Raw genomic sequence first — 12,402 nt, 5'->3', positions numbered from 1 at the left:
CACCCGCTGTGACCGATCGCACCATCCGGAGGTGAGCCGCATGAGCCGTCGCGCCGCTCTGCTCGAGCTCGCCGTCCTCGGCCTGCTGCACGACGCGCCCATGCACGGCTACGAGCTGCGCAAGCGCCTCAACACCATCCTCGGCGCCTTCCGCGCCCTCTCCTACGGCACGCTCTACCCCTGCCTGCGGGACCTCGTGGCCCGCGGCTGGATCGCCGAGACCGCCCCCGACCCGGCCAAGGCGGCTCCCGCTCCGAGCAGCCGGCGCGCGCGGATCGTCTACGAGCTGACCGCCGAGGGCAAGGAGCGCTTCCAGGAGCTGCTGACCGATGCCGGTCCGGCCGCCTGGGAGGACGAGACCTTCGACGTGCACTTCGCGTTCTTCGCCCGCACCGAGGCCGACGTGCGCCTGCGCATCCTCGAGGGCCGGCGCAGCCGGCTGGAGGAGCGTCTGGACGCGTTCCGGTCCGCCGCCGTGAAGAACCGGGAGCGGGCCGACGCCTACACCGCCGAGCTGCAGCGGCACGGGCTGGAGTCCGCGGAGCGGGAGGTGCGCTGGCTCTCCGAGCTGATCAGTGCCGAACGCACCGGTCCCCCCTTGCCACCCGGTGGCGGGCCGGCCCCGCTGACCTGACCGACCGTCATACCCACCACTTCCCCCGAGCAGTTCCACCACCCACAACAAGGAGAACCCCCATGGGATCCGTGCGCGTCGCCATCGTTGGCGTCGGCAACTGCGCCAGCTCGCTGGTTCAGGGTGTCGAGTACTACAAGGACGCCGACCCGAGCGGCACTGTGCCCGGCCTGATGCACGTGCAGTTCGGTGAGTACCACGTCAAGGACGTCGAGTTCGTCGCCGCGTTCGACGTGGACGCCAAGAAGGTCGGCTTCGACCTCTCCGAGGCCATCAACGCCTCCGAGAACAACACCATCAAGATCGCCGACGTGCCGCCGACCGGCGTCATCGTGCAGCGTGGTGTGACCAACGACGGCCTGGGCAAGTACTACCGCCTGACCATCGAGGAGTCCGACGCCGAGCCGGTGGACGTCGTCCAGACGCTCAAGGACGCCAAGGTCGACGTGCTCGTGTCCTACCTGCCGGTGGGCTCCGAACAGGCCGACAAGTACTACGCGCAGTGCGCCATCGACGCGGGGGTCGCCTTCGTCAACGCCCTGCCCGTCTTCATCGCCTCCGACCCGGAGTGGGCCGAGAAGTTCGAGAAGGCCGGCGTGCCGATCATCGGTGACGACATCAAGTCCCAGGTCGGCGCCACCATCACCCACCGCGTGATGGCCAAGCTGTTCGAGGACCGCGGCGTGGTGCTGGACCGCACCTACCAGCTCAACGTCGGCGGCAACATGGACTTCAAGAACATGCTGGAGCGCGAGCGCCTCGAGTCCAAGAAGGTCTCCAAGACCCAGGCCGTCACCTCCAACCTCACCGGCCCGCTGTCCGGCAAGATCGAGGACAAGAACGTCCACATCGGCCCGTCGGACTACGTGCAGTGGCTGGACGACCGCAAGTGGGCCTACGTGCGCCTCGAGGGCCGCGCGTTCGGTGACGTCCCGCTGAACCTGGAGTACAAGCTCGAGGTCTGGGACTCCCCGAACTCCGCCGGCATCATCATCGACGCCATCCGCGCGGCGAAGATCGCCAAGGACCGCGGCATCGGCGGCGCGCTGATCTCCGCGTCGTCGTACCTGATGAAGTCCCCGCCGGTGCAGCGTGAGGACACCGAGGGCCGCACCAGGCTCGAGGCCTTCATCGCCGGCACCGAGGAGCGCTGACCGCACCGCGAGCGCCACGGCTGGAGGAAGCGCACCAGCGCGCTGACCCTCCGCACGCACACAGGAACGGCCCGGCTGTCCACCACGGACAGCCGGGCCGTTTCGTGCCCGAGTCAGCAGCTCGTCCGGTTTTGGTCAAGTCTCCATGTACCTGCCGCGGGCACACCTAGCGTGCTCGCGTCCCGTGGATCCGTTGCCGCGGGGAGAACGGAGGCGACGCCGTGTGGATCCGTCGAGCCCGAGGACGCCGCCACCGCGCCACGATCGTGACCGCGACCCTCGCGGGGCTGGGCGTCCTGCTCACCGCCACTCCCGCGGCCGCCACCTGGGTGCAGCAGCACCCTCTCAGCTGGGGCAGGGCGGGGCGCACCGTCGACGGTGACACCGTCTACGTCGACGTGTGGGGTGACGGCACCTCCACCGCGCAGAGCATCCGCAACTCCGGCATCCAGGCCATGGAGGTCGGTCAGTGCCACGCCGCCCAGGCCGGTGCGCTGATGCACAACCTGACCTACGGCAAGGCGGTGCGCCTGTCCTCGCGCTACGCCGGCGCGGTGAGCCTCGGGCGGCCGGTGCGCTTCGTCGACGTCGAGACCGGCTCGGGCTACCTCGACCCCCAGCTGGCCCTGCTCAAGGCGGGTCAGGCCGTCCCGCTGGTCATCCCGCCGGAGACGGACCGGTGGGTGCAGTACTCCACCGCGGCCCAGCAGGCCGCGCTGTCGGGGCAGAACCTGTGGAACCCGACCTTCTGTGGCTACGGGCCCCAGCAGCCCCTGCCGGTCAAGCTGTGGGTCAACTACGACGGCGACGGCAACGAGGCGCAGAACCCCAACGCCGAGTACGTCCGGGTGCTCAACCAGGGCGGCTCGACGCTGTACCTCGGCGGGTGGTGGGTCCGCACCGGCGCCCAGGACTCCTACCGATTCCCGGCGGGCACCGCCGTCCCCGCGGGCACCTACATCACGCTGTTCGTCGGCAAGGGCACCCGGACCGGCCAGCACTTCTACTGGGGGTCCTCGGTGCCGAAGTTCGGCAACGTCGACGAGGGCGCCTACGGCAACGGCGCCTACCTGTTCGACCTGCAGGGGGACCTGCGCGCGCACGCGATCTACCCCTGCTTTGTCTCCTGCACCGACGCCCGCAAGGGCCAGGTGCGGGTCATCGCGGACCCGGTCGGTGAGGTCATCACCCTGACCAACACGGCAACCACGCGCAGCGACCTGTCCTTCCTCGTGGTCTCCGTGGGGGGCAGCACCTACGAGCTGCCGCGCACCTGGCTCGGCCCGGGCGCCTCGGTGCGCGTGCACACCGGCACCGGCCGCAACACCTCGACCGACTACTACTGGGGCCGCACGACCCACCTGCTGGTGGACTCCGGTGGGCGGGCCTTCCTGCGCACCGCGGAGGACATCCGCCTCGGGTGCGACGGGTGGGGCAACGTCAGCTGCCCCACCACGCTGTAGCCGGGCCACTGGAGGAGGCGGCTGTGGTGCGGGCCACTAGGGTGAGGCCATGAGCACCGAAGTCGCCTCCGATCTCGTCGCCAACGTCGCCAAGGTCCTCGTCTCGGTGGGCGACGCGGTCTCCGCCGGCGACGAGCTCGCGCTCCTGGAGTCGATGAAGATGGAGATCCCGGTCCTCGCGGAGGAGGACGGCACCGTCACCGACGTCCGGGTCCAGGAGGGCGACGTGGTGCAGGAGGGCGACGTCCTGGTCGTCCTCGACTGACCGCGGCCCGTTCGGCGCCGCGGCCTCAGTCCGCCAGGCCGCGCAGGGACGGCAGCACGCGCGGCACGTCGTCGACCACCACCGCGTCCGCCCCCGCCTGGAGCAGCTCGCGCGCCCGCTCCACGCCCGGGCACCAGACGAGGACCTCCAGGCCCGCCTCGTGCGCCACGGCGATCGACTCCTTCGGCGCGGCGTGCACCGGGGCATGGTCGACCTCGTTCGGCCCGAACGAGGTCCAGTGCGCGGCCAGGACGTCCACGCCGAGGTGAACCGCCGCCGGCACCGCCTTGCGCAGCGGGAAGCTCACCCAGGTGAGCAGTCCCAGGAACAACCCGGGGGCGGCGGCCCGCAGCCCCAGCAGCGCCGCCGGGTCGAAGGAGGTCGCCAGCACCGGTCGCCGGCTCGCCAGGTCCTCCGCCACCGGAGCCAGCAGCCCGGCGGTGGTCGCCTCGGGAGGTCTCAGCGCGTCCTCGAGGCAGCTCTTGACGTCGAGGTTGACCCCGATCCCGGCGGGCAGGTCGCCGACGTACTCCGCCAGGGTGCACGCCCCCAGCTCGCGCGCCTGGTCCAGCGACAGGTGCGCCACGAAGGAGCCGTCCTGCCAGGTGGGGAAGTGCCCGACCACCAGCTCGTCGTCGGCGGTGCGCCGCACGTCGGTCTCGACCCAGCGCAGCCCGACCGCGACCGCCTGGCGCAGCGTCTCGCGCGTGTTCTCCCCCGGACCCCGCCCCAGCCCCCGGTGACCCAGGACGGTCGGCCTGCCGCCGAACACCTGGCCGTCGGGCCGCCCCCCGTGCTCTTCCGGCTCCATGGCTCGATCCTCCTGCGGCGAGACGGCTCTGCCAACCACCCACCCCGCGTCCGCATGACACGATGACAAGGTGACCGCCGCGGCGAGCCCCGCGCCCGCGCCCCGGTTGTGGGCCTTCGGGCCATCGTTCCGTCGACTGCTCGCGGTCAGGCTGACCAGCCAGCTCGGGGACGGCGTCTTCGAGGTCGCCCTGGCCTCGCTGTTCTTCTTCTCCCCGGAGCGGGCCACGACCCCCGGAGGGATCGCCGCCGCCTTCGCGGTGCTCACCCTGCCGTTCACGGTGATCGGGCCCTGGGCCGGCGTGCCCCTGGACCGCTGGTCGCGCCGCAACACCCTGATGCTCGGCAACCTGGCGCGGGCGGCCCTGGCCGTGGTCGTGGCCATCCTGCTCGCCCTGCCCGCCCCCGACCCCGTCCTGTATGCCGTGGTGCTCACCTTCCTGAGCATCAACCGCTTCCTGCTCGCGGCGCTGTCCGCCGGGCTGCCCCACGTGGTCGACCCCGCCCACCTGGTGGCCGCCAACGCGGTGACCCCGACGCTCGGCACAGCGGCCTACCTGGTGGGTGGTGGGATCGCGTACGCAGCCCGGATGACCGGTGCGGGCCACCCGGCGCTGGTGCTGATCGACGCGGCGCTGCTCGCGAGTGCCGCGACGCTGGCCCTGCGGCTGCGGCCCACACAGCTTGGGCCGGACCGCGCACCGTTCACGCCCGGCACCGCCGCCGGCATCGTCGAGGTGGGTCGCGACCTGGTGCGGGGCCTGCGGCACCTGCGCTCCCGGCATACCGCCGCGTCCGCCCTGGGCGCGATGACCGGTCACCGGCTGCTCTTCGGGGTGTCGACGCTGACCTCGATCCTGCTGGCCCGCAACTACTTCGGTGACGGCTCGAGCCAGCGTGGGCTGACCGTGCTGGGGTGGGTGCTCGGTGCGGGGGCCGCCGGGTTCCTCGTCGCCGCACTCGTGACCCCGTGGTGGGTGCGGCGCCGCCACGACCCCACGACCGTCGTCGCCCTGGCACTGGCCGGGGCTGGGCTGGCCACCGCCGCCCTCGTGCCGGTCATGGCGCTGCCCGTCTTGCTGGCGGCGGCCGCGGTCATCGGGTGGGCGGGGCAGAGCCTGAAGATCTGCGTGGACACGCTGGTGCAGCGCGACGTGGACGACGCCTTCCGGGGCCGGGTGTTCAGCGTCTACGACGTGCTGTTCAACGCCGCGTTCGTCGTCGCGATCGCCGTGGCCGCCGTGATCGTCCCGTCCGACGGTGACGCGCCGCTGGTCTTCACCGTGCTCGCGGTGGCCTACCTGGCCCTGTCCTGGGCGTACCGGCGGACCAGCGCGCGGCGGCGGGCCTGACCCGTCCTCAGCCCGCGGCCTCCGGCTGCTGCGCCCACCAGGCGAGCAGCTCCTCGCGCGCCGCGTCCTCCCCGATCGGCCCGCGGTCCAGCCGCACGGCCAGCAGATGCTTGTACGCCCGCCCCAGCAGCGGCCCCGGCCGGATGCCGAGGACCTCGGCGATCTGGTTGCCGTCGAGCTCGGGACGCACCGCTGCGAGCTCCTCCTGCTCCAGCAGGCGGGCGATGCGGGCCTCGAGCTCGTCGTAGGTGCGCGACAGGCGCTGGGCCTTGCGGACGTTGCGCGTGGTGCAGTCGGAGCGCGTCAGCCGGTGCAGGCGCGGCAGCAGCGGCCCGGCGTCGGTGACGTAGCGGCGCACCGCGGAGTCGGTCCACTGGCCCTCGCCGTAGCCGTGGAAGCGCAGGTGCAGCTCGACCAGGCGGGAGACCGCCTTGACCGTGTCCTTGTCGAAGCGCAGGGCGCGCAGCCGCTTGGCCGTCATCTTGGCGCCGACGACCTCGTGGTGGTGGAAGCTGACGCCGCCACCGGGCTCGAACCGGCGGGTCGCCGGCTTGCCGATGTCGTGCAGCAGCGCGGCCAGGCGAAGCACCAGGTCGGGACCGGGCACGGACTCCTCCGGGCCGTCCGGCGGACCCTCGAGCGCGATCGCCTGCTCCAGCACGATCAGGGAGTGCTCGTAGACGTCCTTGTGACGGTGGTGCTCGTCGAGCTCGAGCTTCAGGGCGGGCAGCTCGGGCAGCATCTGGTCGGCCAGCCCGGTGTCGACCAGCACCCGCAGCCCGGCCCTGGGCTCCGGTGAGAGCAGCAGCTTCTCCAGCTCCACCCGGATCCGCTCGGCCGAGATGATCTCCAGCCGCCCGGTCATATCCCGGATCGCCGCATCGACCTCCGGGGCCAGGGCGAAGCCGAGCTGGGCCACGAACCGGGCCGCCCGCATCATCCGCAGCGGGTCGTCGGCGAAGGACTCCTCCGGGGTGCCCGGCGTGCGCAGCACCCGTGCGGCCAGGTCGGCGAGGCCGTCGTGCGGGTCCACGAACTCCAACGTCGGCAGCCGCAGCGCCATGGCGTTGACGGTGAAGTCGCGACGCACCAGGTCGTCGGCGAGGTTGTCGCCGAAGGCCACCTCCGGCTTGCGGCTGGTGCGGTCGTAGGCGTCGGCGCGGTAGGTCGTCACCTCGATGGTGGTGTCGCCCTTGCGCGCACCGATCGTGCCGAATGCCCGCCCGACGTCCCAGTGGGCGTCGGCCCACCCCCGCAGCACCTTCTCGGTCTGCTCCGGGGTGGCGTCGGTGGTGAAGTCCAGGTCGGGGGAGGTCCGGCCGAGGAAGGCGTCCCGGACCGGGCCGCCGACCAGCGCCACCTCGTGCCCGGCCGCGACGAAACGCTCCCCGAGCTCGCTGAGCAGCGGCAGGACGGGGGCGAGGCGGCGAACGGCCTCCTGCAGGAGGGAGCTGGGTCGGGCGGTGGAGGACACGAGACTCAAGGGTAGGTGACGGCCGTGACGGGCCGACGGCCCGCGCTGACAGGTAGGGTCGTCGTGGCGCTGGCTACAGTGACGGGGTGACTTCCCCGGACCCTCGGCCGACCCGGCTGCCACGCCGGTTGCCGGCCGTGGAGGAGACCTCCGCCGGCGGGGTGGTCATCGACGTCCAGGACGGTTCGGCCCGGATCGCCGTGATCGCGCGGCGCAACCGGGCCGGTCGGGTGGAGTGGTGCCTGCCCAAGGGACACATGGAGCCGGGCGAGTCACTGCCCGAGACGGCGGCCCGTGAGGTCGCGGAGGAGACAGGCATCATCGGCCGCGTGATCGAGTCGCTGGGCACCATCGACTACTGGTTCTCCACCCCGGACCGGCGCATCCACAAGGTGGTCCACCACTTCCTGCTCGAGGCCACCGGGGGCGAGCTGAGCATCGACGGCGACCCCGACGCCGAGGCCATCGACGTCGCGTGGGTGGCCCTGGATGAGGTCCACGCGCACCTCACCTTCCCCAACGAACGCCGCATCGCCCGGGCCGCCTGGGAGCGGCTGGCGGGCTCCGCGTGACGCGACGGCAGGACACGCACATGTGGACGCAGGTATGCCGGCTGCTCACCGCTGCCCTTGTGGCCGCCGCCGTGGTGGCCCCCGCCGCGGTCCCCGCGGTCGCCACCCCTCAGACCGCCTCGCCCCTGGCGGCCCACGCGGCCACCGGGCCCATGGTGACCGTCCGTCTGGACGCCATCACCCCCCAGATCGCCCGCCCCGGCCAGGCGGTGACGGTGCGCGGCACGATCCGCAACACGGGCGGCGCGCCCCTGGACCACCCCACCGTGGTGGCCCGACTACGCACCGAGGGCCTCGGCAACCGCGAGCAGGTGACCTCGTGGGCCCAGGGCTCGCGCGAGATCACGCCGGGGCCAGTGGTCGCCCACCAGTCGCTCAAGGGGTCCCTGGCCACCGGCCAGACGGCAGCGTTCTCGCTGACGATCCCGGCACGGGCGGTCTCCAACTCCTCGGCCTTCGCCGCGCTGCCCCTGGCCATCGAGGCCACCCCGGCGGGCGCCGACACCCCCGTAGGCACCTCGCACACGTTCCTGCCGTGGTACCAGCGCAAGGAGTTCACCCCGCTCTCCCTCGCCTGGCTGGTCCCCCTGACCCTGGACCCCGACCCCGCCCTCTTCGGGGCGCCGAGCGCGGCCCGGACGCAGGCCTGGCAACGGGCGATCGGCCCCGGCTCGCGGATCGACCGGCTGATCACCGGCACCCAGGCCGGCCGCGTCACCTGGTTCGTCGACCCGGCCGTGCTCGGGCCCCCGGCCGGGTCGAGCCCTCCCGCCGGGCCGCAGAGCCCCACGTCCACGTCCACCCCCACCCCGACGCCGAGCACCGGAGGGACGGGTCCGGTCACCCCGCCGGCCGACCCCGTCACCACGTTGACGACCTCGCTGGGGAACCGCCTCGCTGCGGCCGGCCCGGCCCACCCCCTCTGGGCGCTGCCCTACTCGGACCCCGACCTGGCGGCGACGCTGGGGCTCTCGCCCGGCGACCCCGGCGTCGCCACGGTGATGGCCACCCCGGACCGGCTCGGCGCCGTGGTGGGCCACAGCGTCCGTGACGACATCGCCTGGCCCGTCGACGGCCGGATGACACCGGCCCGGGAGAGCGGGCTGCGCAGCCTGTTCCGGGGCAACGGCCTCACCGCCGGGGTGGTGTCGGCGTCCTCGCTGCCGGTCACGGACGACGGCGTCACCGCGAGCGCTGGGCGGCGCACCCCCGACGGCCTGCCGCTGCTGGCCTACGACGACCGGCTCAGCTCGTTGCTCGGCGCCACCAGCACACCGCAGGAGACGACGTCGGTCACCGAGCGCTTCCTCGCCGAGACGATCACCATGCTGCAGGAGCGTCCCTCGGTGCGGCGCTCGGCGCTCGTGGCCGCGTCGCGGTCCTTCGCCGGAGACCCGGCCAGCGTCGCCGCCCTGCTCAAGGCGACCGCCGCGGCGCCGTGGCTGACCACCGTCAGCACCACCGATGTGGTCCACGAGGCGGTGGACGCCGAGACCGAGGCCGGCACGCCCGTCTCCCCTCGCCCGTCGGCCGACGCCCTGGCGCCGGGGCGCTCCCCGCTGACCCGGTCGACGCTGGCGGGGCTGCCGCAGACGCGCTCGGCCATCGAGGGCGTCGCCAGCGTGGTGGACCCCACCCACTTCCCGGCGGCCCTGTGGCAGGACGCCACCAGCCAGCAGCTCTCCTCGCGGTGGCGGGGGCAGCCGCGGTCGTTCGCGGCGCTCCACAACGAGATCGACCAGTCGGTCTCGGCGGTGAGCTCGGGCATCCGGGTGAACCCCGCGAACATCAACTTCCTGGCCGACCAGGGGGTCCTGCAGATCACCGTCGTCAACACCCTCGCCACGCCGGTCCACGACGTGCGCCTGCACCTCGAGCCCGGCAGCCCACGGCTGCGCATCGACGACCAGCCCGAGCCGCTGCGGATCAACCGCGGCAGCCGGGTCACGGTCAAGGTGCACGTCACCGCCGTCGCGGCCGGGCTGGTCCCGGTCCAGGCAAGCCTGAGCTCGGCCAACGGGACCCCGATCGGCCAGGGCGCCAGGGTCGACGTCAGGGTCAGCCCGACCTCAGGCTGGGTCTACTGGGTCCTCGGCGTGGTGGCCGGCCTCGTGCTCGTCCTCGGCGTCCTGCGGTCCCTGCGCCGGGGCCGCACCCGACCCGCCCTTCCCCCACAGGAGAATGTCCTGCCATGAGCGACTCCACCGCCAGCCTCGCGCGCTCCAGCGCGGTCATGGCAGCCGGCACGATCGTGTCCCGCGTCCTGGGCATGGTCCGGGCCACCATGCTCGGGGCCGTGATCGGCATGACCGGGCTGTCCGCCGACGCGTTCCAGGTGGCGAACACACTGCCCAACCTGCTGTTCCTGCTGCTCGCGGGTGGTGTCCTCAACGCGGTTCTGGTGCCCCAGCTGACCAAGGCGGCCCAGCACGCCGACGGCGGCCAGGACTTCGTGGACCGGCTCCTGACCCTGTCCATCGTCGCCATGGGGGTGCTGACCCTGCTGGTGACCGCGGCCGCCGGCCTGCTGGTCCGCCTGTTCAGCCAGGGCTTCTCCCCCGAGACCATGAGCCTGAGCATCTCGTTCGCCCTGATCTGCCTGCCGCAGGTCTTCTTCTACGGCCTCTACACGCTGCTCGGGCAGGTGCTGAACGCGCGGTCCCAGTTCGCGGCCTACATGTGGGCCCCTGTCGTCGCCAACGTGGTGTCGATCGCCGGTATGGCGATCTTCCTGACGCGCTACCCCCGCCAGCCTGACGTGTCCGCCTGGACCCCCGGCATGATCTGGCTCCTCGCGGGGACCACGACCCTGGGCATCATCGCCCAGGCGCTGGTCCTGCTGGTCCCCCTGCGCCGTGGCGGTTTCCGCTTCCGTCCGCGCTGGGGCTTCCGCGGCGTCGGCCTCCGGTCGTCGTCCACGGTGGCGGGCTGGACGTTCGCTGCGCTCGGCGTCTCCCAGGCATCGTTCATCGTCACTTCGAAGGTGCTGACCCGGGCGACGAGCCTGAGCGCCCAGCAGCACCTGCACGAGCCGGGGCTGACCGCCTACAGCAACGCCTTCCTGCTGTTCATGCTCCCCCACTCCCTGGTCACCGTGTCCCTGGTGACCGCCCTGTTCACCCGGATGAGCAAGGCCGCCAACACCGGTGACCTCGCCGAGGTCCGCGGCGACGTCAGCCGCGGCATGCGGCTCACGGCGGTCGCCACCGTCCCGGCGACCGTGGCCAGCTTCGTCCTCGGCAGCGCGCTCGTCGGCACCCTGTTCTTCAAGAACTCCGAGGCCGACGTGCACGCCACCACGATCGTGATGGTGGCGATGATGGCCGGCCTCGTGCCGTTCGGGACGCTCTACCTGCTGCAGCGGGTCTACTACGCGTTCGAGGACGCCCGGACCCCCTTCATCCTTCAGCTCGTCTCCAGCGGCGTCGGCACCGCGATCAGCCTCGTCGCGCTGACGCTCCCCGTCGCCTGGATGGGCGTGACCGTGGGCCTCGGCCAGAGCGTGAGCAACCTCGCCGGGGCGGCGATCGGCCTGGTCTGGGCCCGCCGGCGCCTCGAGGGCCTGCCCCTGCGCCCCGTCGCACGCACCTACGCGCGCCTGGGTGTCGCAGCCCTCGCGGCCGGCGGCGCGGCGTGGCTGGTCCGTCTCGGGGTGGAGTCCGTGGTCTCCGGCCGGATCGAGAACCTCGTGACCCTCGTCCTGGCCGGTCTGGTGTTCGGCGCCGTCTACCTGGTGCTCGCACGGGCGCTGCGCGTGCGTGAGGTGGAGGAGCTGCTCGGACCGGTCGTGTCGAAGGTGCGTCGCCTCGTCCCAGGAGCCTGATGCCCACCTAGGATGTGGCCAGACCGTTGGACACGACGAGGGGAGCTGCCGAGTGCACGGCCTGGGCCCGGGGACGATCGTGGGGGATCGCTACACCGTGCAGCGACGGCTGTCCCGGTTGCGTGACCGTGCCCGGTGGACCGCCCACGACACCACGCTCGAGCGTGACGTCAACCTGACCGTCTTCCCGAGCGACCACCCCAACGCCGACGCAGCCATGGACGCGGCGCGCCGGGCGGCCGGTGTCGAGGACTCCCGCCTGGTGCGCGTCCTCGACGTCGGGGTCCAGGACGAGTTCGCCTGGATCGTCGAGGAGGCCCTTCCCGGGGCCCGATCCATCGCCTCCCTGCTGGAGCAGGGCGGGCTGCCCGCCGAGGAGGTCCGCCGGGTGACCGGCGAGGCCGCCACCGGGCTGGAGACGGGTCGCTCCCGCGGGCTGCACCACCAGCGCCTCACCCCGCATGAGGTGATGCGCGCCTCCGACGGCACGGTCAAGGTGTCCGGGCTGGCCATCGCGGCGGCGCTCGACGGCGTCGACGAGGTCGACCCGGTGGAGGCCTCGCGGGCCGACGCCGTCGCCCTGGTCGCACTGGCCTACGCCGCGCTCACCAGCCGCTGGCCGGTCGACACCCCCGTGGAGGGCCTCGCACCGGCACCACGCCTCGCCAACGGCGTCCCCGCTCCCTCCGAGATCGCCGCCGGCGTGCCCGGCGACCTCGACGCCATCTGCCGCCTGACCCTCAACGAGGACGCCGGACCGCTGGACCCGGGAGACCTCGCCACGCAGATCGCCCCCTGGTCGCGGGAGCAGGTCAACCCCGAGGCCATCACGGACCACACGGTCCAGCTGCCGGC

The 12,402-nt window shown here is 72.8% G+C and carries 10 protein-coding genes and 1 pseudogene; 9 read left to right on the top strand and 2 right to left on the bottom strand.

The genetic code is table 11. The features are described 5' to 3' along the window. Positions 1–40 precede the first annotated feature (40 nt). From VF825_RS17545 to VF825_RS17530, 4 genes are all read left to right on the top strand, one after another. A complete protein-coding gene (locus VF825_RS17545) occupies positions 41–634 on the top strand; it encodes a PadR family transcriptional regulator (protein ID WP_331115760.1) in 594 nt (197 codons plus the stop codon). 62 nt (positions 635–696) lie between these two features. Further along, positions 697–1,788, top strand: coding sequence for an inositol-3-phosphate synthase (locus tag VF825_RS17540; RefSeq protein WP_331115758.1), 1,092 nt, complete (start codon positions 697–699; stop codon positions 1,786–1,788). A 266-nt stretch (positions 1,789–2,054) separates the two neighbouring features. Beyond that, positions 2,055–3,251: a lamin tail domain-containing protein gene (locus tag VF825_RS17535; protein WP_331115755.1), complete on the top strand. Its 1,197-nt coding sequence runs from the start codon at positions 2,055–2,057 to the stop codon at positions 3,249–3,251. Positions 3,252–3,300: 49 nt separating this feature from the next. Next, positions 3,301–3,516, top strand: coding sequence for a biotin/lipoyl-binding carrier protein (locus tag VF825_RS17530; protein WP_331115753.1), 216 nt, complete (start codon positions 3,301–3,303; stop codon positions 3,514–3,516). A gap of 25 nt (positions 3,517–3,541) precedes the next feature. Here VF825_RS17530 and VF825_RS17525 read toward each other — a convergent pair whose 3' ends face one another. Then, on the bottom strand, positions 3,542–4,327 hold the full coding sequence (locus tag VF825_RS17525; protein ID WP_331115751.1) for a glycerophosphodiester phosphodiesterase: 786 nt from the start codon (positions 4,325–4,327) through the stop codon (positions 3,542–3,544). Between the two features lie 70 nt (positions 4,328–4,397). On the opposite strand from VF825_RS17525, the gene VF825_RS17520 reads away from it, so the two are divergent. Next, complete coding sequence (locus VF825_RS17520) at positions 4,398–5,678, top strand: MFS transporter (protein WP_331115749.1); 1,281 nt, start codon at positions 4,398–4,400, stop codon at positions 5,676–5,678. Positions 5,679–5,685: 7 nt separating this feature from the next. Here the strand turns inward: VF825_RS17520 and VF825_RS17515 are convergent, their stop codons facing one another. Beyond that, entirely contained in the window at positions 5,686–7,152 is a 1,467-nt protein-coding gene (locus VF825_RS17515; RefSeq protein ID WP_331115747.1) for a CCA tRNA nucleotidyltransferase, read from the bottom strand. Positions 7,153–7,238: 86 nt separating this feature from the next. On the opposite strand from VF825_RS17515, the gene VF825_RS17510 reads away from it, so the two are divergent. From VF825_RS17510 to VF825_RS17495, 4 genes and pseudogenes are all read left to right on the top strand, one after another. Next, positions 7,239–7,724 (top strand): NUDIX hydrolase, encoded by a 486-nt coding sequence (locus tag VF825_RS17510; RefSeq protein ID WP_331115745.1) that lies wholly within the window; start codon positions 7,239–7,241, stop codon positions 7,722–7,724. Between the two features lie 20 nt (positions 7,725–7,744). After that, on the top strand, positions 7,745–9,919 hold the full coding sequence (locus VF825_RS17505; protein ID WP_331115743.1) for a DUF6049 family protein: 2,175 nt from the start codon (positions 7,745–7,747) through the stop codon (positions 9,917–9,919). Continuing rightward, entirely contained in the window at positions 9,916–11,547 is a 1,632-nt protein-coding gene (gene murJ / locus VF825_RS17500; protein WP_331115741.1) for a murein biosynthesis integral membrane protein MurJ, read from the top strand. The genes VF825_RS17505 and murJ overlap by 4 nt, the downstream gene beginning before the upstream one ends. A gap of 79 nt (positions 11,548–11,626) precedes the next feature. Continuing rightward, a pseudogene (locus VF825_RS17495) lies at positions 11,627–12,402 on the top strand (hypothetical protein); the annotation flags it as partial.

The organism is Oryzihumus sp. (genome assembly GCF_036391795.1).
Lineage (GTDB): Bacteria > Actinomycetota > Actinomycetes > Actinomycetales > Dermatophilaceae > Oryzihumus.
This window is presented reverse-complemented; position numbering and strand designations above follow the sequence as displayed.

What these genes read in the sequence shown, in the direction of transcription:
- VF825_RS17505 (WP_331115743.1), top strand. Translation starts at nt 7,745, where the DNA reads ATGTGGACGCAGGTATGCCGGCTGCTCACCGCTGCCCTTGTGGCCGCC.
- murJ (WP_331115741.1), top strand. Translation starts at nt 9,916, where the DNA reads ATGAGCGACTCCACCGCCAGCCTCGCGCGCTCCAGCGCGGTCATGGCA.
- VF825_RS17525 (WP_331115751.1), bottom strand. Translation starts at nt 4,327, where the DNA reads ATGGAGCCGGAAGAGCACGGGGGGCGGCCCGACGGCCAGGTGTTCGGC.
- VF825_RS17540 (WP_331115758.1), top strand. Translation starts at nt 697, where the DNA reads ATGGGATCCGTGCGCGTCGCCATCGTTGGCGTCGGCAACTGCGCCAGC.
- VF825_RS17545 (WP_331115760.1), top strand. Translation starts at nt 41, where the DNA reads ATGAGCCGTCGCGCCGCTCTGCTCGAGCTCGCCGTCCTCGGCCTGCTG.
- VF825_RS17530 (WP_331115753.1), top strand. Translation starts at nt 3,301, where the DNA reads ATGAGCACCGAAGTCGCCTCCGATCTCGTCGCCAACGTCGCCAAGGTC.